Genomic DNA, 22,819 nt, shown 5'->3' with positions numbered 1-22,819 from the left:
GGCACTTCACCCTAGCAGAATCGCGAGTATTCGAGGAATGAATTTGAACATAACGTTCAATTTTCAGGCGCAGATCAATAAGCAAAGCTATAGTTCGTTAAATCGCACGCGCAACTCATTAATACGATAATCTCTCAGCTTTTCAATAAAACCCTAATTTACATAGGGTTATCTCAGCATTCATAGAGCTGGCCTGATATCTGCATTATCTGTGGTGCGATTTCTCTTTGTCGTAAACAGCTGCAATAAGAATCGGCTGACTCACGATAAAGCACTACAACACGGGTAGTTTCACTAGTTAGTCTATGGGAGGACATCTAGATGGCTAAATCCACCGCTCCCCTCAAGATCGCGGCCGCAGTCACCATGGGCCTGGCATTGCTTGCCAGCCATGGCGCCAGCGCCGATCAAATGGGGCCATTACCAGCACTGAAGGTCAACGAGGCAAAAGCCGCGTTGGGTAAGCGACTGTTCTTTGATAAACGTTTGTCTGGCGATAGTGCAATTTCTTGTGCGACCTGCCACCAGCCCGATAACGGCTATTCATCCAAAGAGGCACTGTCTCCGGGTTATCCCGGCAACGGCCATTTCCGTAATGCACCAACCCTTGTCAACGTAGCGCACAAGAAGCGCTGGATGCATGACGGCCGGCTCGGCACCAACCTGAACGATGTGACCCGTGAAATGATCACGGAAGACTACATCATGAACATGGATATGCGCCTGATGCAGGAACGCATCAAGCAGGATCCTGTTTATGTGCAGATGTTTAAAGACGCCGGCTACGGCGAACCTTCCAATGGTAGCGTTCGTAAAGCCATCCCGGAATACCTGCAAACCCTCACTTCGCGCAATGCACCCGCCGATACCGGTAACATGAACGACTCTGCCAAGCGCGGTATGAAACTGTTTAGCGGTAAAGCAGGCTGTGCCTCTTGCCACAGTGGTGCGCTCTACAGCGATGGCAAAATGCACAATACCGGCGTGCCTGAAAACTGGGACGTATTCCTCGACCCCAACAACCACCAGGCTTTTATCGCCTTTACCATGTTTATGGGCATCGAGAACTACATGAACCTGAAGCGCGATCCCGGTGGTCACGTTATTCAGAAAAAGGCCGACCGCAGCGATATGGGAACCTTTATGACCCCAACCCTGCGTGAACTGAAGTACACCGCCCCCTATATGCATAACGGCATGATCAAGACCCTGGACGAGGTAGTTGCCTTCTATAACCAGGGTGGTGGCCAGGACCGTTTGAAAGATCCTCGCATCAAGCCTCTGAACCTGAACGCGCAAGAGCAAAAGGATCTGGTGAGCTTCCTCGAGTCCCTGTCCGGTGATCAGCTGACCACGACTGAGCATGTTTACCAGGACACGGATACCTACAAGTACAGGACCATCGAAAACTGGAAACAGGTCCGCAACTAGAGGCATGGAGGATTCTATGAACATCATCAAGAAAGCCAGTCTTAAGCGCCTGGCAACTACCTTGGCGGGATCCAGCCTGCTCATCGCAATCAGCGCCAGCGCTGCGATGGCACCTGCGCCTTTAGCACCACTCGGCGAGCCGCCTATTCCACCCGATAACAAACAAACCGAGGCCAAAATTGAACTGGGTAAAATCCTGTTCTTCGACGGTCGTCTGGGCGGTGACGGTTCTACCGCATGCTCAGCCTGCCACCTGCCTTCCGCCGGTTGGGACTGGCCTGCCGATATCTCTCTGGGCTATCCCGGCACCGTCCACTGGCGTAACAGCCAAACCATTATCAACTCGGCGTACTACGGCAAGTTGTTCTGGGCGGGCTCCGCTAACTCTCTGGAAAAACAGGCCAAGAGTGCCGCCAAGGGTGCTGTAGCCGGTAACGGTGAAAACGACATCATGGAAGCGCGCCTGGCGCTGATTCCGGAATATCGTGAGCGTTTTCAGGATGTGTTTGGCGACCAGTGGCCCAAGGTGGGCAACGCCTGGATGGCGATCGCCGCCTTCGAGCGTACCCTGGTGCAAACCGATACCCCGGTTGATAACTACCTGCGAGGCGATAAGAAGGCGCTTAGCAAGCAGCAACTGAACGGAAAGACGTTGTTTGAAGGCAAAGCCGGTTGTATCCAGTGCCACAGTGGTGCGCTGGCAACCAACGAGGCCTATTACAACATCGGTGTACCGGCCAACAAAACCTGGGAAACCGACGCCCTGCGCCAGATCACTTTCCGCTACGAACTCTACGCCAAGGGTTCCTACGAGGAGTCCTACCGCAAGCTGAAAGGCGATCCTGGTCTGTACTTCCGCGGCAAGATCAAATCACAGCAAGGCAAGTTCCGTGTGCCATCTCTGCGTTATACAAAGTATACGGCGCCCTATATGCATAACGGGACAGTGGCGACTCTCAAGGATGTGGTCGAGTTTTATAACCGCGGCGGCAAGATGGCCGACGGCAGCACCACAGAGTTCCCAGAGACCAAGAGCCAGTTGATCCAGCCTTTGAACCTCAGCGAATCTGAAGTGGATGATCTGGTGGCCTTTATCGAAGGTTTCTCCGGTGACAGGATCACCATGGATACCCCCAAGATGCCGCCTTACGCACCACTATTTACCAAAGAACAGTTAATGGAGGCCACCAAATGAGCCTTTTCAAAAAAGCGAAAAAGACGGATAAGGAAACCGCGAAGGAACATGGCAAGTGCATGCTGTCGCGTCGTAACTTCCTGATGTACAGCAGCACCGCGGCGGTATCGGCCAGTGTGATCAGCGTTAACCTGTTCCCCGGTACGGCACAGGCGGCCAATATGAATGCCCGCGTTGTCAGCTATCCCCGTAAAAAGGTGGCCAACCTGAGCGAGCTGAAAACCAATAAGCCGATTGATTTCAACTACCCCGATGACGGCCCACAAACCCAGTGCATGATCGCCAAGATGGGCGTTCAGGCCGGTGGTGGTGTGGGTTCCGACAAGGATATCGTTGCCTTCAGCTATATGTGTACCCACCAGGGTGGCCCGTTGCAAAACACCTATCGTGCCACCGATGAGCACCGCACCCTGGGACAGTGCCCATTCCACCTGTCGCTGTTCGACCTGCGTCGCCACGGCATCATCGTATCGGGTCAGGCCTATGAGAGCCTGCCCCAGGTGTTGCTGGAAATTCAGGGTGACGAAGTTTACGCGGTGGGCATGCTGGGCTTGTTATTCGGCAGAAACCACAACTTGGTGAGCGGCTAGGAGGGCATGAAACATGGCTACTAATTACTATTTACCCGAAGATCACGCGCCGCTGCCCCCCAAGCATGCGGAAGTCATTACCACCGCCTGTGACTACTGCATCGTCGCTTGCGGCTACAAGGTCTACCGTTGGCCGGCGGCGTCCGGTGATGGCGGCCCCAAGGCGTCTGAAAACGCCTTTGGTGTCGACTTCCCGAGCCACGCTCTGCAAAGCTGGGTCGCGCCAACACAGCACAACGTTGTGATCCATAACGGCGAGCCACACAAAGTGGTTATCGTGCCTGATAAAGATACCAAGTACGTTAACACCAATGGCGATTCCAGTATGCGCGGTGGTTTGTTGGCCTCCAAGGTCTACAACCCGCAAACCCCGACCCGCGACCGTCTGCTTAACCCGATGGTACGTATTGGCGGTACACTACAGCCCGTCACCTGGGAGTTCGCTCTGGATATCGCCGCCGAAGTCGGCAACTACGTGCGTGAGAAACATGGCGACGCCGCCTATGGTGTGAAGACGTACTCTTACCAGTACATCGAGAACACCTATGCCATCACCAAGTACGCGATGCGCCACGTCAATACGCCGAACTTCACCTTCCACGATACGCCGTCTGACGTCACCTCGACGCCGGGATTCCGTGATGCAGGTTTTGATAACTTCGGCCCCAGTTATGACGACTGGGCGGGTGCCGATACCCTGATGATCTGCGGTACCGATCCCTACGAAACCAAAACCATTCTGTTTACCCAGCACATGATGCCGGCGATTCGTGGCGGCATGAAAACGATCTGCCTGAACCCTCGTGAAACGGCCGGTATCGCATTCATGAAGCAGCACGGCGGCCTGCACCTGGATATCCTGCCCGGTACCGACAATTTGGTAGTGGGTGCGATTGCTCGAGTCATCATGGAAAACGGCTGGGAAGACAGCGACTGGATCAGCCAATGGGTCAACAGTAAATGGGAAAGCTCTTCCGGTTTCGGTCAGGGCACCCGAAATACGCCCTGGCAGTGGCGAACTACCTGGGGCAAATTCCAGACCAACGGCTACGAAGACTACAAGAAGTGGAACCTGGGTCAGGATGAATTTGATCCGTCTTACGCGGCCAAGGTCGCTGATATCGATGTCGACAAGATCTACCAGGCCGCCGAGATGCTGGCCAAACCCAAGGCGGACGGCTCTCGTGTCAAGGCCTCTGTTGCGATCGAGAAAGGCTTCTACTGGTCCAACAACACCGGTAATACCAACGCCATCAGCTCCCTGGCGACCATCGTCGGTGCTGGCGGTCGTCCCGGTCAGGTTGTGGGTCGTCTCGGTGGCCACCAGCGTGGCGGCCAGAAAGGCGGCAGTTACCCGCGCAACAAGTCGCCAGAGAAGGTACCTGGCCGTCGCCGTCGTTCACTGGATACGGACCGTTGGCTCTATTCCGGTCATACCCGTATGGCACACGTCATAGGTACCACCTGGATTCAGGCCATGAGTGGCTCGCAAGGACTGCAACGCAAGTTCTGGGAACTGGTAACCGCCAACCCCTATCAGGTACGCAGTTACAACAAGCAGGAGATCATCGACACCCTGAAAGCCCGGGCCGACTCCGGCGGTATGGTGGTGATCAACCAGGATATCTACCTGCGTGAACCCATTGGCGGGCACTTTGCCGACATCGTGTTCCCGGCCGCTACCTGGGGGGAAGAGGACTTTATGCGGGCCAACGGCGAACGCCGTCTGCGTCTGTACCAGAAGTTCTACGACGCGCCTGGTAACGCCAAGCCTGACTGGTGGATCATCGCACAACTGGCCAAGCGTATGGGCTTTGATGGCTTCGACTGGAAGAACTCCAACGACGTCGCCGAAGAAGCCTCACGTTTCAGTCGTGGTAGCCGTAAGGACTTCCATATGATCAAGGTCGCCGCTCATAAAGAGGGTAAAACCCTGCATCAGAAGATGGCTGAGTTTGGCACCGACGGTATCCAGGGTCCGGTGTTCTACAACTACGAGAGTGGTGAGCTGGTCGGTACCAAGCGTCTGCACGATACCACCCTGACCGATGCCGAGCTGGAGAAGAAAGGTTTAGCCAATGGCCCCATCGGCCAGAACACGCTGAAGAAGCAGCTGACCCACTTCAACAGCCAGACCGGTAAGGTGAACATCCAGAAGCATCCATGGAGCCTGTTCTCGGATCTCTGGGAGTGGTTGAAGCCAACCGGTGATGAGCTCTGGTTCAGTAACGGTCGTATCAACGAGATCTGGCAGTCCGGTTTCGACGATATCGAACGTCGCCCCTACACCACGCAACGCTGGCCGGAGAACTGGGTAGAAATTCATCCCGATGACGCCAAGGCTCGTGGTATCGAGTCCGGTGACCAGGTGATGATGTATTCCAATCGGGTGCCCGGTTTCAAGGACACATTGATCGGTGTGGAAGGTAATAACTTCCAGTTCGCTGAGCTGATGAAGCGGGGGCATATCGAGCTCAGTAAGGCCGCCGTGACCGCCGTGGCGATCGTAACTCCGGTGACCAAGAAGGGTTCACTGTACGCCAACATGCTGGATATGCGCCAGCCCAGTAACTCGCTGTCGGCTCGCGTGGTGGACAACATCAGTGGTAACTATAACTACAAGATGGGGGTTGCCCAGATCAAAAAGATCGGTGAATCGAAGTACAAGCATGAGTTCCGTAGCTTCTCCTTCGCGCCACGTAACATCAACCCAACCACCTAACCCTTAGAGGCTAAAGGTAGATCAAGGGGCCGCGAGGCCCCTTTTTTCGCTTACCCTTTTTTGCATAGAGATCACCGTTCACTCATCAGCCCGAGGATTGGGCGGCCTTGGAATCCCGCATGCCTGAGTACCATATCGCCCCCCACCTCCTGCCCATCGACCTAATCAAGTGTCGAAAAATTTTACAGACATACGCCCGGCATTTACTCCCAACCTTGTAACTATATGATTTATAAAATCTTTATTTTTATGGCAAGCATTCTGCTTGTTAGCACTTAATGGACTAATCCGATGTGTAATATAAAGAAAGGAAGTTAAGTATGCTAAAGCAGTCCCTGTGTCTTTCCCTTGCCTGGCTGGCATTCAGCTTATCCGGTTTTGCCAGCGCCGCCCCTATGGCGGATGTGTCACTGAGCTCATTTATCCAGCGAGGCAATGTCTCGAACAACTCAAACAGCGGCGCCAATATCAGCAAGATTGTTTATGATCTGGGCACGGCCGCCAACGGCATCGCCAGCTGGGATCGGAGAACCGCTGGTGGGGCTGCATCCAACTTCTTATCCAACCCTAACTTTTTCCAAACCGTCACCTTTGACGGATTATCTGTAGCACCAGGAACAACCTTTACCTTTGGCAGCCTCGATATAGACCTTATTCTCTCTCTCAGTCCACTGAATGTAGTCGGCTCCCCCATTGATTCAGTTGGTACTTCGCTGGCTAACGCCACGTTCAGTGTTTTCTGGGACAACGGCACTTCCGGCACGGTTGCCCTGATTCAACAAGCCTGGACTGAAACTCAAAACCTCTCGGTGAGTGCAACGGGTGGTGGTGTTAAATCAATCCCCATCCCAAGCTCTATCGCATTAATGTTACTGGGGCTTGCGGGCATTCGAATGACCCGTAAAAAGAGCGCGCTGTAATTCAATCGAAAGTCCGTTGTTTACCACAAAAAATGCACGCCCAAATAAATGGGTGTGCATTTTACGGGTCGGCATTAACAATCCTATGACTGCGAATGAGGCGGATAAAACACGCTAGTTTTCATCAGTCGTACAGCTCTCTACACAGTCGGATTCTATCGGGTGATCGTAGACACCCGCCTCTAACTGTTGCAACAGCTCGTCATAACGACCGCTCTTTTTAAGTCGGCGCAACCCTTCATTGAAGCGCTCTAATAATTGCTGATTACTGCCAATACTTTTACTCAGCATCAGGTAATATTCTCTGCGTTGCACGAGCGTTGGCGAATAAGTGACTTTGTCGCGCTGCTCCGGCGAAAGAGATTGTTTGAAATAGAAATCGGCCACTCGCTTGACCTGAGGGATCGCATCGATACGTTTCATTAACAGCCGATTAAACAGAACATCGTAATCACCCAGCCTTTCCATCTGTACTATACCCATGCGCTCGGCCGCGTCTAATAACGGGTAGATGGTATAAAGGGTTCCGCCGATAATTTTCCCTTGCAAATCTTCGAGCGTTTTCCACTGAAGTGGCTCGCTTTTCAGGTGAAACAGGACTTCATCATCGGTAACAACGATATCGCTGTACAAGAAATCATCGGCACGCGCTTCGCTGTAGACCCATGGCAAGGTTCCGTGCCAGACCCCCACCGTTAAGCCTTGCCCTCTCCGAGCGTATTCAAAGGCTCGTTTCCAGGGAAAGAAATCGTATTGAACGGTTACACCAACTGCGGCAAAGGCTTCCGTGGTTAAATGGCTGGCGAAGCCATAATGTGGCAAGGTCTGGGACACATAAGGCGGCCACTCTCCTACGGCCAATCTGACCCGCTCCTCCGCCAGGGCTATCCCGGAGAATAAAACAACAACGCACAGGACGCCCTTTAGAAGCTTCATCGTCTCTCACTTGGCTATTTGAAACCGACCATTTCCTTTATCTATAGCACCCTTTAAGCGGCACTACATTGATTTCAATTCAGCTCGCTCACAGCCTGGCGCCGCGTTCAAGATTCTGTCGCTGTGCTACACTTTTTACCATGCCAGCGGATACTGGCAACTCTTCAGCAACAGATAACCAGGGAAGGTTTATGTCGCTCTCAATTATTTACACCCGCGCCCGGGTTGGCGTAGACGCTCCTTTGGTGACGGTAGAGACTCACCTCTCCAACGGTTTGCCCTCGCTGTCGATTGTTGGGCTACCCGAAAGCTCAGTCAAGGAAGCCAAGGATCGGGTACGTAGCGCCCTACTCAATAGCGGCTTTCAGTTCCCCACACGACGCATCACCATTAACCTGGCCCCGGCCGATCTGCCGAAAGAAGGTGGTCGTTATGATTTACCCATTGCCCTGGGCATACTCGCGGCCTCAGATCAGTTAGCCGGTGTTGATTTATCGCAATATGAATTTATTGGCGAGTTGGCCCTGTCTGGCGAACTGCGACCTTGTTCCGGTTCGTTAAGCGCTATGATGGCCGCCGAAATCTCAGATCGAACAATGGTGATTCCAACAGCCAACGCAGCAGAAGGCGCATTATTGCAATCAACTCGCATTGTTTGCTCACAGCACCTACTCGCCTTATGCGATTCTCTGATACAAAACAAACCGTTGGGGGCGTGCCCTCCCATACCCGACTATGAAACATACGGAGCCGCCTGCCTGGCCGATATTGTGGGTCAGTTTCAGGGCAAGCGTGCTCTGGAAGTAGCCGCCAGCGGGGGGCATAGCCTATTATTCTATGGCCCTCCCGGTACTGGAAAAACCATGTTGGCCAGCCGTCTGCCGAGCATATTGCCACCTCTAGCTCGTAAAGATGCCCTGCAGGTCGCCAACCTGTACTCCATTGTCAATGGCCAGCCATTGGCACTGGGTCAGCGTCCCTTCCGCTCTCCCCATCACAGTGCCTCTTCCGCCGCACTGGTCGGCGGTGGCGGCAATCCGCGCCCGGGGGAAATCTCCCTGGCTCATCAGGGCGTTCTGTTTCTGGATGAGCTACCCGAATTTGAACGTCGCGTATTAGAAGTGCTTCGCGAACCTCTCGAATCGGGCGAGATCGTAATTTCCCGTGCCGCTCGACAAGTGACGTTTCCGGCACAGTTTCAATTGGTGGCCGCCATGAACCCTTGTCCCTGTGGTTACCTGGGGGATCGGGACCGACCCTGTCGTTGTTCTCCGGCCCAACTGAATCGCTACCGCCAAAAACTGTCCGGCCCGTTACTGGATCGCATCGATATGCAAGTCGAGGTAACACGTCTGCCCGCCAGCACACTTGCCCAACTGGAAGGTTACCATGGCGAACCTTCCAGCGAAGTTCGCCAGCGGGTTTATGCCAGCCATATTGTGCAGCAGGAAAGGCAGAGTTGTTCCAATGCTTCTCTGGATAATCGACAGTTAATGGAAGTCTGCGGACTGGGTAAACCGGAAAGCCAACTTCTCGAGCAGACCATTGAGAAACTGGGTTTATCGGGTCGGGCTTATCACCGCATATTGCGAATGGCTCGCACTCTGGCCGATCTGGAAAAAACAGAAAAAGTGTTAAAAACTCATATTGAAGAGGCCGTCAGTTATCGACAGCTCGACAGGTTATAATTGATTTTCACGCTGCATCGTTCGCGGGCTGGTTAACCCTGGCGTCCGAAACCCTGTACGGCTCCTGGGGAGTGGGTGGCAGCTTGCTCTCCGTTAGGTCTGCGGCGGGGGTCACCGTCAAAGGGCATTATACCTTGATGTCACATTTGAAATGGACACCGGCGATCGCGATCGGCTACTTCGCTAGCATTGGCATGCATTTTCTTATCAACGGCTGAAGCGCGATCGACTTCGGTTTAGCGGCTATTTGGCTGTTCACAAGCGGTGGTTTTGACGCTCAATGCTGGACCATTCCAGAAGATTGCAAGCTGACAGGCATCCCCCGTAAACGACGTTTTATCTTTTGGTCGTTACCCAGAAGTTGCATCAGAGAGTTCAAGGTAATGGGTTTACTGTAGAGAAACCCTTGTATCTGGTCGCAGCTCTCGGCGTTGAGAAATTCGGCCTGGGAAAGATGATCCACGCCCTCGGCGACCACCTTGAGATTCAGTTTATGAGCCAGGCTAATCATGGCCCGGACAATCACCTGATTATCATCATTGTTCTGCAAATTTGAAATAAAGCTTCGATCAATTTTCAGGGTCTGAATCGGCAATTCCTGCAAATGTGAAAAAGAGGAATAGCCCGTACCAAAATCATCCAGGGAAAACTGTATACCCTGTTGACTCAGTTTTTGCATGCTTTCCATAACACCGGCAGGGTCCTGCATAACGGCGGTTTCGGTCAGCTCAAATTCCAAACGAGAAACATCGGCCGAGCAATGCCTAACGATATTGCTGATAGTGCTCTGCAACTTCTGATCATTAAATTGATGAAAAGAAAGATTGACCGCAACGTGCAGCTGGTCAAATCCGGCGCTGGCCAATACCCCCATGTCGAGGCACGCCTGATGCAACACCCAATAGCCGAGCGGAACAATCAAGCCGCATTCTTCGGCCAGGGGAATAAACTCCATCGGCGATAACAGACCCCGACTAGGATGCTGCCAGCGCACCAAGGCTTCCACTCCGACTACACGCTCGGTCTTCACATCAATACGAGGCTGGTAGTGAACGCGTAACTCTTTCAGGCGAATGGCACGCCTGAGTTCAGATTCCAGGTGCAGTAAACTAACCGCCTCTGCCTTGAACTCATCGCTATAAAACTGATAGCTATTGCCCTTCTGCTTCTTCGCTTCCTTCATCGCCAATTCGGCATTATTCACCAAACTCGCTATATCGTCGGCACCGTCCGGATAACTGCAGATACCAATACTGCAATAGACCGAGACCTGGTGTTCTTCCAGATCAAGGGGTTCCGCCAGAGCAGCGACAATTTTTTTAACCGACCGCAGCACTTCGGTGGAATTCGACGTGCGCTCAAGGATGATCGCGAACTCGTCGCCCGATGTCCTGCCAACGCTGTCGGTGCGTCGAACACTGCCCAGCAAACGCTCGGCCACGGTTTGGATGAGGCGATCACCCAGCATATGACCGTAAGACTCATTCACTTTTCTGAAGCCATCTATATCGAGGCCTATCAAGACACAGCCGGTACCATCGCGATCGGCACGATCCATGGCTCGCTGCAACCGGTTTCGGAACAGGAAGCGATTGGGTAACCCCGTTAATGGATCGTTTTGAACTTGCCGTTGCATCTTATGCCGGCATAGATTCAAGTCGTAGCTGTATCGGATCACCCTGGACAATAATTCCGCGTTAATTTGTGCCCAGGATAACTGTTCGATAACCAAACGATCATGGATCGGCGGTTCCGATCCCATGTTTTCACCTAACAGAATAACGGGACAGGGCCTGACCAGATGATCCAGGGGAAGCGTGAGATAGCCGCCATCGGCATCCACCACCGTTTCGTCAATCAATAGCAGATCGGTGCTCAGCTCACGCAGATGTGCGATAGCCCCCTGAATCGAAGGGCACCAGTAAAGTTGATAACGATGGGTCACTGAATGGCTGGCAAGCAGTTTGCGCAATAGGCTAAATTGGCGCTGGTCGGTGCTTACCAACAACAGGCTAAGAGCGGAGGGCATAATAGGATCCGGGCAGAAGCCACCTTACTACGGTCAATTTCTGTACAATTTCAACAGTCCGGCGCTCCTCGCCAGTTCTTACAACCAATCCAGGCCCGACACCATACCTCATAGGGTTGTTTTTTTTCAATACAAACAAACTGATACAAGTGAATAATAAAAATTACTTTAAATAACTAACGAATCCAATGCAGGTAGCTTGCGCCCAATCAACCGCACGACTCTGCTATCACCCGAGCATCTGCTAGAATAGCGCGCCCTGTGATGCAACCCTGATGCCCTGTGAACCACCTGAATAAACGCCAGCACGAAGCCGTGCACTATATCGACTCTCCCCTGCTGGTACTGGCCGGGGCGGGGAGCGGTAAAACCAGCGTGATCACCACCAAGATCGCCTATTTGATCCAGAGTTGTGGTTATCGGGCCAACAACATCGTTGCCGTCACCTTCACCAACAAAGCGGCCCGAGAGATGAAAGAGCGGGTCGGCAAGCTGGTTAAAGGCTCGGCTGCCAGAGGACTGACTGTATCTACTTTCCATAATCTGGGTCTGAACATTATCCGCAAAGAGCATCTCGCCCTGGGCTACAAAAGCACCTTTTCCATTTTTGACGCCCAGGATGCGCAAACCCTGATTGGCGACCTGATGCTCAAGGACGATCAGGGCGAAGATGAACAGATCGATATCATCCAGCACATGATCTCCAACTGGAAGAACGATATGGTCAGCACCGAGCAGGCGCTGGCCAATGCCCGAGGGCCTAGTGAAGAAGTGGCCGCCCGGGTCTATTTTCATTACGACCGAACCCTGAAAGCCTATAATGCGGTCGATTTCGATGACCTGATCCTGCTGCCGGTAAAACTGTTCCTGAGCCGTCCCGATATTCTGGAGAAGTGGCAAAACCGCATTCGCTACCTGCTGGTCGACGAATATCAGGACACCAACGCCAGCCAGTATCTGCTGGTCAAACAGCTGGTCGGACAGCGCGCTCGCTTCACCGTGGTGGGGGATGACGACCAGTCTATCTATGCCTGGCGCGGCGCTCGGCCGGAGAATCTGGTCCAGCTGCAAGAGGACTTTCCCTCGCTGCGAGTGATCAAGCTGGAACAGAACTATCGCTCCACCAGCCGCATCCTGAAAGCCGCCAACACATTGATCGATAATAACCCCCACGTGTTTGAAAAGCGCCTCTGGAGCGAACTCGGCATGGGCAGTGAAATCCGTGTCCTGCGTTGCCGAAATGATGAGGCGGAAGCGGAACGGGTGGCCACCGAGATCGTTAGCCAACGCATCAAGCAGGCCACCCAGTATCGCGACTACGCCATTTTATACCGCGGCAATCACCAGTCACGCTTACTGGAATTAAAACTCCAGCACCATCAGATTCCTTACCATATCAATGGCGGCACCTCCTTCTTCTCCCGCGCCGAGGTCAAGGACATCATGGCCTATCTGCGCCTGCTGATTAACCGTGACGACGACAACGCTTTCCTGCGTATCGTCAATGTGCCACGCCGGGAGATTGGCCCTTCCACGTTGGAGAAACTGGGCAATTACGCCAACGAGCGGCATGTCAGCCTGTTTGAAGCGATCACCGAAATGGGCGTGGAGCAATTTGTCACCGGCCGTCACCTGGAGAAGCTGCGCCGTTTCGCCGAATGGATCGAAGCCGTTGCCAAGCGCTGTTACCAGGATGACCCCATCGCCGCTATCCGCGAGATGATCTATGACTGCGACTACGAATCTTACATATCCCAGCATTGCAGTAATGAACTGATCGCCGAAAAGCGCATGGGCAATGTCTGGTTCCTGCTGGAATCGCTGCAGCAAACCCTCGAGAAAGCTGAGGACGAAGAGATCAGCTTCGAAGATGCCATCGCCCGCCTTGTGCTACGGGATATGCTGGAGCGCCAGGAGGAGGAAGACGATGCCGATCGCGTGCAGCTAATGACGCTGCATGCCTCCAAGGGTCTGGAATACCCCCACGTTTTTATGGTGGGCATGGAAGAGGAACTCCTGCCCCATCGCACCAGCATTGAGGAAGATAATATCGAAGAGGAGCGGCGCTTGACCTACGTCGGCATCACCCGCGCCCGACAAACCCTGACCATGACCCTGGCCGGAATGCGTAAGCAGTATGGCGAAGTGATGGACACGACGCCCAGTCGCTTTCTCGACGAACTGCCCCCGGAAGATTTGCTTCGTGAAGGCTGGGGCGAAGCGGCCAGTCCCGAGCAGAAACAAGCCAACGCCAACAGTCATCTCGATGCCATGCGCCAGTTACTCAACCGGGAGTAACGCTGGCCCCCAAAACTGATTCCTTGGAGCGATTGCCCGACACCCGCCTTCCTGTTTGAATCGGCGGACGATATTAAGGAGCCATTATGAGTATCTGGAAAAAAACCTCCACGCTGGACCAGCTAAACCGTCAATCGGAAAATTCTCTGGTTCGTCATCTGGGCATCGAAATGACCGAGCTGGGCGACGATTATCTGGTGGGCACCATGCCCGTCGATGCCCGCACCCATCAACCCATGGGTATTCTTCACGGCGGCGCCTCGGTGGTATTGGCGGAAACCCTGGGCAGCACGGCGGCGAATCTGGCCGCCGAAGCGGGTCACTACTGTGTTGGTCTTGAGATCAATGCCAACCACCTGTCGAGCCTGCGCTCGGGAACCTTGACCGGCACCGCGAAAGCCATTCACGTTGGTCGTTCTACCCAAGTGTGGGAGATCCGCATGGAAAGCGATAAAGGCAAGTCGGTCTGTATCTCCAGGCTCACCATGGCAGTACTCAAAGCCTGAGACGACCCCTGCCCTGGTCATCCATCAAAAAAGGGCCTGCATCCAGGCCCTTTTTTCTACCACAACACTGAACGTCTTACTGACCCGATTTCAAACGCGTCCAGAGCCTTGTCTGCTTGCGTTCCAGCTTGCGCAACAACGGCTTGTGCAGATACAGCTTGGCCATCACCTCGGGGCCAGGAAAAATACCCTGGTCATTGCGAATGTCCTCGTCCACCAGGGCAATAGCCGCATCGTTAGGCGTGGCATAGGCAACATAATCCACGATCTCGGCCATTACTGCAGGTTCAAGCAGATAATTAATCAGCAAGTGAGCATTTTCTACATTGGGCGCATCCTTGGGAATACCGATCATATCAAACCAGATCGGGGCACCTTCCTTGGGTATGCTGTACGCCACCATGACACCGTTACCGGCTTCGTCGGCACGGTCTGCTGCCTGCAAGACATCTCCCGACCAGCCAACCGCAACACAGGTATCTCCATTGGCCAGATCAGCAATGTATTTGGATGAGTGGAAGTAGCTGATATAGGGTCGAACTTGTTGCATCAACTCGGCGGCTTTATCGTAATCCGCTGCACTCAGGCTATTCGGATCGAGGCCCAGATAGTTCAGCGCCAGGGGCATCATCTCATCGGGAGAATCCATAAAACTGACCCCGCAAGTCGCCAGTTTTTCCATATAGCGGGGTTCAAAAATCAGCGCCCAGCTATCCACCGGGGCATCCTCACCCAGAACCGCTTTCACTTTCTCCGGATTGTAACCAATCCCGGTCGTTCCCCACATATAGGGCACGCCATATTTATTTCCGGGATCGGTAATCTCAGCCAGCTCCGACATCAGCTTGGGATTCAGGTGCTTAAGGTTAGGTAACTTGCTTTTATCGAGCGGCTGATAAATACCGGCCGTTATTTGCTTGGCCATAAAGTTATCCGAAGGCACCACCAGGTCGTACCCGGACTGCCCGGTAAGCAACTTGGCTTCGAGAACTTCATTGGCATCGAAGACGTCATAAACAACCTTAATGCCAGTTTCTTTCTGAAAATTAGCAATGGTGTCTTCGGCTATATAATCATTCCAGTTATAAACATTAACCTGGCCTTCGGCCCAAACCTGGGATGCAGAAAACAGCGCTATCAGCAGGGGGGCACAGAGTCGATTCAATACCGGCATGAATTGGCTTCCTTGGTGGGTGGTTTATAGAGATAAGGGGCCGCAGAGTAGCAGAATTTGATCATGGGAAAAGCCCCCTGTTTGGCAAACTCTTTCAGCTTAGCTCATTTTGTAACGCTTCGAATCTCTCTGAAATTCACCGCCAGTTTGTCTGATGGCTATTGAATTCCCGGCTGTATCGATGCATATCAATTCGCCGACCTGACCGGCTTTAATTTTCATACCAGAGACCTGGCAGACGAACACCAACAGCCTGGACTAGGTATCCGCGCGAAAACCATCCAGCTTCAACTCGACCGGTGTACCCAGCCAATAGGCGTATTCGGTATGGTCTTTCAGGTTATCGCCGGTCATGCCGTGTACAAGAACACTCAAGCCATTTCGCTCGGCATCCAGCCAGGGAATCAGTTCATCAAACACCTTGTCGGAAAAGGCAATCTGGCAGCTCCAACGGGTATGCGGCCCAACACAGCGCTCATGAAAACGGCCAACCGAAACGACAAATTCTGTAGCCACCGTATCACATAAAGTCCGAGCTACTTTTTTACTGTTTTCATCGAAGTAAACATGAGCATGGTATGCCTTATGGCGTTTAACGGGGCGCATCAGGTTCTCCCGATCAGTTTAAGAAGAAAGCCCAGATCATTCTCTAACAGAGGCGGCGACAACAGGGTCTGATAGTCAGGTAGACGCCGCTGACACCAAGCATCGATATCTGCTTTGGAAAAAAACGCTCGAGTCGTTGCATAACTGCATCGGGTAGATCCGACATTATAAGTTACCTGGAGATTCGCCCTGTAGATAGCCGGGACAGCCGGCGACACCTTACTGATCTGGTTAAACAACCATTTACCCCTCTCCTTCCCCTGGCATCGGGGTTGTTCGAAATGGACTTCCAGATTGGAATAGATAGCGTCCCGATCAAAAAAATCGATCAGTACACAGCGGCGCTCAAAACATCCTAAGGCGGCGGCAAGTTCTTCAAGATTCTGCTGATCCTGCCAAAATGCCGACAACCGACCCGAGATGACAACCTGCTTCGCAGGATGGCACCGGAGCACCTCCATCACATCCCCCGTAATAATGGATGACAGCGCTGGATACCGACACCGGGCTCGTTCTGTAATCACTCGCGAGCTATCGATAAAAACAAGCTCTACTTGCTCAGCCAGATAGGCTGCTACGGCCGGAAATCCGCAGAATAGTACCGGTCCGGCACCTCCATCCAGCTCCCCCAGAATTCGTCGAGCGACGGATTCTGGATCATGAAAGGCCGCGTAGATTTCATCCCAATCAATGCTTTGCGAATACTCATCTGCGGTCATCGAGCCCACCTCAGCCATATAAACGATACCCGGCGTTATCATATTCTGACCGTAACGCTATTTTTGTGAACCTTCCAGACATAAAAAAACCTCCCGCGGAGCCGTTCCGGGGGAGGTTTTTTGTGCGATCAGAAACTAGCGGGACAGGCCACTCATGTACTCGATGGCTGAGGCCAGTTCGTCGTCGCTACAAGCACTGCAGCCGCCTTTAGCCGGCATGCTGTTAACGCCCTTGATGGCGCTGGCCAGCAAAGCGGCAAAGTCTCCGGCTTTGGCTTCACGAGCTTTCCACTCGTCGCTGTCATCTTTCTTGGGCGCGCCCAGAATACCGGAACCGTGACAAGCCGCGCAGGCTGCATTATAGACTGCGTCACCGCTCTTGCCTGCGGCACCAGCACTGGCCGTCTCGACACTGGCGCTGGCACAAGGGTCGCCTTGCACACAGACTTCACCAACCGGCTTAATGCGTTCGGCAATGGCTTCGTCTGCCTGGCTTACGGAAGCCAGCATCAAACCCACGATACAGAGTGCGCCAAGGACACTTTTTTTGAACATCTCGATTGCTAAAGCCACGCGGCTTCCCCCTCATCGGTTATTGGTTCTGACCATTATTTGATCATGTAGAAATTTTGCAGGGGCGATTATAGACCATTCTTTACCCACCACAAAGCAGCCTGCTAGAGAGTCACTACCCGCAACGCCACAATCAGCAATAACACTCCGGTAATACGGTCAATCAGCACCGATTGTGCCTTGAGCCTCTCCAATATCGATTGACGCGACAGCACCACCGCTACCAGGCAATACCAGCCACCATCAATCAGCGTTGGCGTTAGCACCATAACCAGCGCCACCCACCAGGAGGTATCCGGCTGTATGAACTGACTGAACAGAGCGACAAAGAAGATCATCAGCTTGGGATTCAGCAACGAGATCATCAAACCATCCCGTGCGGCTTGCTGCCAGCTCTGTGCGGTCGCCTCCGCCACCTCATCACCCACTGAACCAGCACTGCGCAAGGATTTCACACCCAGCCAGGCCAGATAAACGGCGCCCGCCCAGCCCAACAGCTGCTGACCAAAGGGGTAGAGCGCAAACAGTGCCGCCAGCCCGGTCACGGACAATAATGCGTAACAGCCCACACCCAGAGCGTGAGCCACCCCCACCGCAATACCATGGGAGCGAGAATGGTTGACCGTATGTCGCAACACCACCGCCAGACTGGGACCGGGAGACATAGCCCCCAGCAGGCAGACGCCTACCAATGCCAACCAGGCCGCCAGCGTCATAACACCCGTTCCTGTTTCATCATAAATATTCTCATCTGATTTCACTCAACCTTGCTATTGCTTCCGCAGTTCGCATCATCAAACAGCATCCATCAGCGGATCTGCAAGCGATCTCACTCGGCCTTGCAGATGGGGCTTAACGCCTTCGCCATCTTGCAACAGAAATGCGATACCTGCCTCGCCTTCCTCTTGCCAGCTCATCAGTACCTGGCCAGGCAGAAACACAGGAGTTTTGAAATCGCACTCTATTTCCAACTTGGTGCCCAGGCTATCCAACAAGGGCTGCAACCGGCTCAAACAACGCGCCTTACTCCACATGCCATGGATGATAGCGCGAGGGAAGCCAAACAGCTTTGCGCTCAGGGGGTGCAAGTGAATCGGATTGAAATCACCCGCACTGCGAGCGTATAACCAGCCCAGGTTAGCGGCTAAGGACCAACATTCTGTGGTCGCCAGGGGAGAGACCGGCCGGCGCTGTGAGGCTCTGGTAGAGCTGCCGGTAGAGGTTTCTCCAGCAGATCCCTGACGATACAGATTCACACTGCAACTTTGCCACAATGGTTGTCCCTGTTGTTCGACCTGGGTCCATAGATCAAACTCCAGCCCCCGCTCGGTGCTTCGCTGCTCACCTAGCCAACATTCAATCGCCAGTGGCTGATGTACATCAAGCTGGCCAAGCAACCGAATACGGTTTCTCAGATGCACCAACCCCAGCAATGGCAAGGGAAAATCGGGTGCGACAAGGAGTTTCAACTGCAAGGGAAAGCTCAGCAGGTGGGGATAACAGATCGGCAGCGACGCACCGCCCGCCGCGACGGTTGATTCCGGGGCCCCAACCAGAGTGCGATAGTTGTGAAGATGTGACGAATCGATTCGAACGTCTTCGACCCGGATCCGACCTTCAGGCATCGAGGAAGGCAACGCCCCCTTCTTGCCGCGCGCCAGTAACGCCCGGGCAAACAGGGGAGCCAAAGAGGGCATAGAAGCTAACAACACCGGCAGTGGTTTCCTTATTTCTGCTGTTTATAAGCAGGCAAAGGTAACACAAAGTAGAAGCGGCTACCCTGTCCTGCCACGCTCTCCACATCGATATCGCTGCCATGCAACTGCAATATTCGCCGACTGATGGCCAACCCCAAACCGCTGTTTCCCAGCCGGCCTGTGACGGCGCTGGCCCCTCGATAATGGGGGTCGAAAATATGCGGCAAATCTTCTTCGGCTATGCCCCGTCCACTGTCGCAGACGCTAACGCGCATCCCCCCGGCAACCGGTTCAATTTCCACCCAAACCCGGTCGCCCGACTCACAGTGGCGAATGGCATTGTCAAGCAGGTTAGTCAGCACTCGCTCCAGCTTTTCTATATCCGCCATCAATTGCAGGGAGGGGTCTCTGGGCTCTACCGATAAGCTGATGCCTTGCTGCTCGGCCGCAAGGGCCAGTTTTTGCAACAGGTCCTGTGCCAGTTCGGCGATGGCAACCGGCTCCGGATGCACTCGGCTATCGGCACTGTCGAGATGAGCCAGCTCGAACAGTTGCTCCACCAGCGCACTGACCCGCTGGGCATTCTCCAGCGCAACCCGCACCAGTTCAGCCCCTTCCGTCTCCCCATGGCGAATCTGCCAGGTTTCCAGATAGCCCAGCAACGCCGCCAAAGGCGTGCGAAGGTCATGGGATATATAAGACACCAGTTCACGGCGTAGCTCGTCACTGCCCTTAACCCTCAGATACTGCTGTTCCAGAACAGACACCAGCTCGTTAAAGGTCGCGCCCAGGCGTTCGATCTCATCCAGGCTATCCGCCGACCATGTCTCGGATGAGGGCAAAACCTGATCAAAACCTCGCTGGCGATACTGGGTCATTTCCCGGGACAGTCGGCGCAGTGGGCGAGTCAGCAGGGCAAACAGAAACAGGCTCACCAATAAGCCAAAGGCCAGTGCCGCCAAAGCCCCCCAGACCCCCAGCTTGACGATATGGCTCTGCTCCAGCAGCGCCGTCAGGTCATCGTAAACCTCACCGCCAATAATGATATAGAGGTAACCCATCAAGTGGTCACCATCACGAATCTCAGCCACCGAAAAGACTTTCTGTCGAGTCAGTGAGCGGGGATCATCCCCCATAATGGGCAACATTCGGCTAGCCCCAAGAAAGGCCTTAATCGGCTCGAGGCTGACCGACTGCCTCTTGATTCGGGATTTATCCGCCGAGTAAGTGATAACTTCACCAGCCGAACCCAATAAATAGAATTCGAAACTGGGGCCCAGAATCATCATCGAATGAAAGCTTTGCTTGAGAGCTTGCTGGTCGATTTCGCCGCCACGAATTAGCGGGTTATCCTGCACGATATGGCGCGCCAGATCACGGTGCAAACGCTGCTCTACTTCGTCCTGATAGGTGCGGGTGAGTTGCTGGGCCAACGCCATCAGAAGCACGACCAGCAGCAAGAAGCTGACCAGCAAGGCCAACGACAACTTGCTGTAAAAGGTCGAGAAGCGCTTCAGCATGGCGCACCTGCGGTTTCGCAAAGCTTGTAACCCACGCCCCAAACCGTCAGCACATAACGGGGATCTGAGGGTTCGGCCTCCAACTTGTTGCGCAGCCGATTGATGTGAGAATTAACCGTGTGCTCGTAACCACTGTGCTGATAGCCCCAGACCGCATCCAGTAGTTCGGTACGGCTGAAAACCTTACCCGGCTGACGAGCCAGATAGAGCAACAGATCGAATTCGGTCGCCGTCAATTCCACTTCCTGTCCGCCCACCGTAACCCGGCGTCGCTGTTGATCGATAACCAGCTGGCCAATCACAATCTCCAGCGCTTCTGGCTCGGAGCGCTGACTGAGCATTTCAACGCGCCTCAGCAGGGCTTTGACACGCGCCTGCAATTCGCGCACCGAGAAAGGCTTGGTCAGGTAATCATCGGCTCCCAACTCGAGCCCCACCACTCGGTCGGCTTCCGAATCCCGTGCCGTCAGCATCAGGATGGGCAAGGTGCGCTGCTCGGCGCGCAAGCGACGGCATACCTCGAGGCCATCAAGCCCTGGCAGCATCAGGTCCAGAACCAGCAACGCATAGTCATGCTGCAACGCACGCTGCAATCCCTCTGCCCCGTCATTGCAGCAATCGACGTTGTGATTGGCATCCGCCAGACTCATCGCCACCAGCTTGTTGATATCGGGATCGTCCTCGATCACCAGAATTCGTTTGCTCATCAACGCCTCTTCGCTCTTCGAGTGCCTGACTGGCAGGAATGCTTGCAGCCAGTGAACCAATGCTTATGACTCATCGTACCTGCCAGTATGCTGGGCCTTGTGCCTGAAGTTATCACGAAATTGTCACGAGATGTCATGATTCAATAAAACCGCCGCCTCGACACTTTTCACACGAAGATGGCTTGGGCACACTGAACACAACAGGTTGATTCAGCCTGCAAACTGGAGAGCGTTATGAAAACCCTGATGAGCCTGGCCGCCGCGGCTTTACTCTTGATCGCCGGCACCGTTTACAGTACTCAATCCGACAAGAGTGATATGAAAACGGCTTCCCCCATGTCCGCTTCTGCCAATGTTGCTACCTTCGCTGGCGGGTGCTTCTGGTGTACCGAATCCACCTTTGAAAAATACCCTGGTGTTAACGAGGCGATCTCAGGTTACATCGGCGGTCAGTCCGAAAACCCGACCTACAAACAGGTCTCCAGCGGTAAAACAGGCCATGTGGAAGCGATCGAGGTGCATTACGACCCGAACCTCATCAGCTACGAAGACCTGCTGCAAATATTCTGGCGGGAGATTAATCCCACCGATGGCAAGGGCCAGTTTGTCGACCGCGGTTATCAGTATCGTCCTTTTATTTTTTACCATAATGAACAACAGCGAGTCGCCGCAGAACAATCGATCGCACAGATGAACGCGTCGGGACGTTTTGAACAACCGATTTTGCCCGATATGCTCCAGCCAACATCGAAATTCTGGCCCGCCGAAGATTACCATCAGAACTATTACAGCAATAACCCGATCCGTTATAAGTACTATCGCTACAACTCGGGTCGTGACCAGTATCTGGAGAAGGTCTGGGGCGAGGAGATCAAATACACGCCTGGCACTGTGATGAAAACGTCGAACATGGAGACCTCGAGCTCGATGACTACCGACGCGATGTCTGATAAAAAAATGACCGCCATGAAAAAAGAGCTCGGCATTGAGGACTTTAAAACATTCGTACGCCCAGGTAAGGAATCATTACAACAGTCCCTGTCACCCATGCAGTACAAAGTGACTCAGGAAGAGGGTACAGAACCGCCTTATCGCAACGAATATTGGGATAACAAACAGCCGGGTATCTATGTCGATATCGTCAGCGGTGAGCCTCTGTTTTCCTCGACCGACAAATACGATTCCAAAACCGGCTGGCCCAGCTTTACCAAGCCGATTCATGAAGAGCTGATTGTCGAAAAAACCGACTACAAACTCTTTATGCCTCGTACCGAACTGCGTAGCAAATACGCCGACTCTCACCTGGGCCATGTCTTTGACGACGGTCCAGCGCCAACCGGTCTACGTTATTGCATCAACTCCGCATCACTGCGATTTATCCCCAAAGACAAACTCGAAGAAGAGGGTTACTCACAATATGCCTCTCTGTTCCAATAAGGCATGACACCAAATGGGAGTTCTTATCAGAAAACCAAAACGGGCCGCTAGATTGCGGCCCGTTTTCCAAC

At 53.5% G+C, this 22,819-nt stretch carries 19 protein-coding genes; 9 read left to right on the top strand and 10 right to left on the bottom strand.

Annotated features, from left to right (window positions below; translation table 11 throughout):
• Positions 1-321 precede the first annotated feature (321 nt).
• The 5 genes from MIB40_RS13390 to MIB40_RS13370 all read left to right on the top strand — a co-directional run bounded on the left by MIB40_RS13390 (position 322) and on the right by MIB40_RS13370 (position 6,858).
• Positions 322-1,431, top strand: coding sequence for a cytochrome-c peroxidase (locus MIB40_RS13390; RefSeq protein ID WP_249695106.1), 1,110 nt, complete (start codon positions 322-324; stop codon positions 1,429-1,431).
• 16 nt (positions 1,432-1,447) lie between these two features.
• Positions 1,448-2,626, top strand: coding sequence for a cytochrome-c peroxidase (locus tag MIB40_RS13385; protein ID WP_249695104.1), 1,179 nt, complete (start codon positions 1,448-1,450; stop codon positions 2,624-2,626).
• Positions 2,623-3,216: an arsenate reductase (azurin) small subunit gene (locus MIB40_RS13380; RefSeq protein WP_249695101.1), complete on the top strand. Its 594-nt coding sequence runs from the start codon at positions 2,623-2,625 to the stop codon at positions 3,214-3,216. Before MIB40_RS13385 ends, MIB40_RS13380 begins: the two co-directional genes overlap by 4 nt.
• 13 nt (positions 3,217-3,229) lie before the next feature.
• Entirely contained in the window at positions 3,230-5,938 is a 2,709-nt protein-coding gene (locus MIB40_RS13375) for an arsenate reductase (azurin) large subunit (protein ID WP_249695099.1), read from the top strand.
• Positions 5,939-6,258: 320 nt separating this feature from the next.
• On the top strand, positions 6,259-6,858 hold the full coding sequence (locus MIB40_RS13370) for a hypothetical protein (protein ID WP_249695097.1): 600 nt from the start codon (positions 6,259-6,261) through the stop codon (positions 6,856-6,858).
• A 114-nt stretch (positions 6,859-6,972) separates the two neighbouring features.
• On the opposite strand, the gene MIB40_RS13365 is transcribed toward MIB40_RS13370, so the two are convergent.
• Complete coding sequence (locus MIB40_RS13365) at positions 6,973-7,794, bottom strand: substrate-binding periplasmic protein (RefSeq protein WP_249695095.1); 822 nt, start codon at positions 7,792-7,794, stop codon at positions 6,973-6,975.
• A 191-nt stretch (positions 7,795-7,985) separates the two neighbouring features.
• Here MIB40_RS13365 and MIB40_RS13360 point away from each other — a divergent pair, with 191 nt between their 5' ends.
• Positions 7,986-9,482, top strand: coding sequence for a YifB family Mg chelatase-like AAA ATPase (locus MIB40_RS13360; RefSeq protein ID WP_249695093.1), 1,497 nt, complete (start codon positions 7,986-7,988; stop codon positions 9,480-9,482).
• A gap of 277 nt (positions 9,483-9,759) precedes the next feature.
• Here MIB40_RS13360 and MIB40_RS13350 read toward each other — a convergent pair whose 3' ends face one another.
• Positions 9,760-11,511: a putative bifunctional diguanylate cyclase/phosphodiesterase gene (locus MIB40_RS13350; protein ID WP_249695091.1), complete on the bottom strand. Its 1,752-nt coding sequence runs from the start codon at positions 11,509-11,511 to the stop codon at positions 9,760-9,762.
• A 282-nt stretch (positions 11,512-11,793) separates the two neighbouring features.
• Between MIB40_RS13350 and rep the strand changes: the two genes are divergently transcribed.
• Together rep and MIB40_RS13340 are read left to right on the top strand one after the other, a co-directional pair.
• The gene (gene rep / locus MIB40_RS13345; RefSeq protein ID WP_249695089.1) at positions 11,794-13,809 is read left to right on the top strand and encodes a DNA helicase Rep; all 2,016 of its coding nucleotides are present in this window, start codon (positions 11,794-11,796) and stop codon (positions 13,807-13,809) included.
• Positions 13,810-13,895: 86 nt separating this feature from the next.
• Positions 13,896-14,315, top strand: a complete 420-nt coding sequence (locus MIB40_RS13340) for a hotdog fold thioesterase (RefSeq protein WP_249695086.1) — start codon at positions 13,896-13,898, stop codon at positions 14,313-14,315.
• Positions 14,316-14,391: 76 nt separating this feature from the next.
• On the opposite strand, the gene MIB40_RS13335 is transcribed toward MIB40_RS13340, so the two are convergent.
• The 8 genes from MIB40_RS13335 to MIB40_RS13300 form a co-directional block, all read right to left on the bottom strand.
• Positions 14,392-15,489, bottom strand: a complete 1,098-nt coding sequence (locus tag MIB40_RS13335) for a polyamine ABC transporter substrate-binding protein (RefSeq protein ID WP_249695085.1) — start codon at positions 15,487-15,489, stop codon at positions 14,392-14,394.
• 258 nt (positions 15,490-15,747) lie between these two features.
• The gene (locus tag MIB40_RS13330) at positions 15,748-16,095 is read right to left on the bottom strand and encodes a DOPA 4,5-dioxygenase family protein (RefSeq protein ID WP_249695082.1); all 348 of its coding nucleotides are present in this window, start codon (positions 16,093-16,095) and stop codon (positions 15,748-15,750) included.
• Positions 16,095-16,814, bottom strand: coding sequence for a hypothetical protein (locus tag MIB40_RS13325; RefSeq protein WP_249695080.1), 720 nt, complete (start codon positions 16,812-16,814; stop codon positions 16,095-16,097). Before MIB40_RS13325 ends, MIB40_RS13330 begins: the two co-directional genes overlap by 1 nt.
• Before the next feature lie 135 nt (positions 16,815-16,949).
• A complete protein-coding gene (locus tag MIB40_RS13320; RefSeq protein WP_249695078.1) occupies positions 16,950-17,387 on the bottom strand; it encodes a c-type cytochrome in 438 nt (145 codons plus the stop codon).
• A 104-nt stretch (positions 17,388-17,491) separates the two neighbouring features.
• Positions 17,492-18,148, bottom strand: coding sequence for a LysE family translocator (locus MIB40_RS13315; protein ID WP_319941672.1), 657 nt, complete (start codon positions 18,146-18,148; stop codon positions 17,492-17,494).
• Positions 18,149-18,181: 33 nt separating this feature from the next.
• The gene (locus MIB40_RS13310) at positions 18,182-19,099 is read right to left on the bottom strand and encodes a MaoC family dehydratase (protein WP_249695076.1); all 918 of its coding nucleotides are present in this window, start codon (positions 19,097-19,099) and stop codon (positions 18,182-18,184) included.
• Positions 19,100-19,113: 14 nt separating this feature from the next.
• Entirely contained in the window at positions 19,114-20,604 is a 1,491-nt protein-coding gene (locus MIB40_RS13305) for a sensor histidine kinase (RefSeq protein WP_249695074.1), read from the bottom strand.
• Positions 20,598-21,311 carry a response regulator transcription factor gene (locus MIB40_RS13300; RefSeq protein WP_249695072.1) on the bottom strand — a complete coding sequence of 238 codons (714 nt, stop codon included), beginning with the start codon at positions 21,309-21,311 and terminating at the stop codon, positions 20,598-20,600. Before MIB40_RS13300 ends, MIB40_RS13305 begins: the two co-directional genes overlap by 7 nt.
• A 234-nt stretch (positions 21,312-21,545) precedes the next feature.
• On the opposite strand from MIB40_RS13300, the gene msrB reads away from it, so the two are divergent.
• Positions 21,546-22,748 (top strand): peptide-methionine (R)-S-oxide reductase MsrB, encoded by a 1,203-nt coding sequence (gene msrB / locus MIB40_RS19755; protein WP_249695071.1) that lies wholly within the window; start codon positions 21,546-21,548, stop codon positions 22,746-22,748.
• Positions 22,749-22,819 lie beyond the last annotated feature (71 nt).

The organism is Aestuariirhabdus haliotis, from assembly GCF_023509475.1.
GTDB classification, from domain to species: domain Bacteria; phylum Pseudomonadota; class Gammaproteobacteria; order Pseudomonadales; family Aestuariirhabdaceae; genus Aestuariirhabdus; species Aestuariirhabdus haliotis.
This window is presented reverse-complemented; position numbering and strand designations above follow the sequence as displayed.

Bases quoted from the DNA above. Each gene is read 5' to 3' on its own strand.
- MIB40_RS13390 (WP_249695106.1), top strand. From the start codon at position 322: ATGGCTAAATCCACCGCTCCCCTCAAGATCGCGGCCGCAGTCACCATG.
- MIB40_RS13385 (WP_249695104.1), top strand. From the start codon at position 1,448: ATGAACATCATCAAGAAAGCCAGTCTTAAGCGCCTGGCAACTACCTTG.
- MIB40_RS13380 (WP_249695101.1), top strand. From the start codon at position 2,623: ATGAGCCTTTTCAAAAAAGCGAAAAAGACGGATAAGGAAACCGCGAAG.
- MIB40_RS13375 (WP_249695099.1), top strand. From the start codon at position 3,230: ATGGCTACTAATTACTATTTACCCGAAGATCACGCGCCGCTGCCCCCC.
- MIB40_RS13370 (WP_249695097.1), top strand. From the start codon at position 6,259: ATGCTAAAGCAGTCCCTGTGTCTTTCCCTTGCCTGGCTGGCATTCAGC.
- MIB40_RS13365 (WP_249695095.1), bottom strand. From the start codon at position 7,794: ATGAAGCTTCTAAAGGGCGTCCTGTGCGTTGTTGTTTTATTCTCCGGG.
- MIB40_RS13360 (WP_249695093.1), top strand. From the start codon at position 7,986: ATGTCGCTCTCAATTATTTACACCCGCGCCCGGGTTGGCGTAGACGCT.
- MIB40_RS13350 (WP_249695091.1), bottom strand. From the start codon at position 11,511: ATGCCCTCCGCTCTTAGCCTGTTGTTGGTAAGCACCGACCAGCGCCAA.
- MIB40_RS13340 (WP_249695086.1), top strand. From the start codon at position 13,896: ATGAGTATCTGGAAAAAAACCTCCACGCTGGACCAGCTAAACCGTCAA.
- MIB40_RS13335 (WP_249695085.1), bottom strand. From the start codon at position 15,489: ATGCCGGTATTGAATCGACTCTGTGCCCCCCTGCTGATAGCGCTGTTT.
- MIB40_RS13330 (WP_249695082.1), bottom strand. From the start codon at position 16,095: ATGCGCCCCGTTAAACGCCATAAGGCATACCATGCTCATGTTTACTTC.
- MIB40_RS13325 (WP_249695080.1), bottom strand. From the start codon at position 16,814: ATGACCGCAGATGAGTATTCGCAAAGCATTGATTGGGATGAAATCTAC.
- MIB40_RS13305 (WP_249695074.1), bottom strand. From the start codon at position 20,604: ATGCTGAAGCGCTTCTCGACCTTTTACAGCAAGTTGTCGTTGGCCTTG.
- MIB40_RS13300 (WP_249695072.1), bottom strand. From the start codon at position 21,311: ATGAGCAAACGAATTCTGGTGATCGAGGACGATCCCGATATCAACAAG.
- msrB (WP_249695071.1), top strand. From the start codon at position 21,546: ATGAAAACCCTGATGAGCCTGGCCGCCGCGGCTTTACTCTTGATCGCC.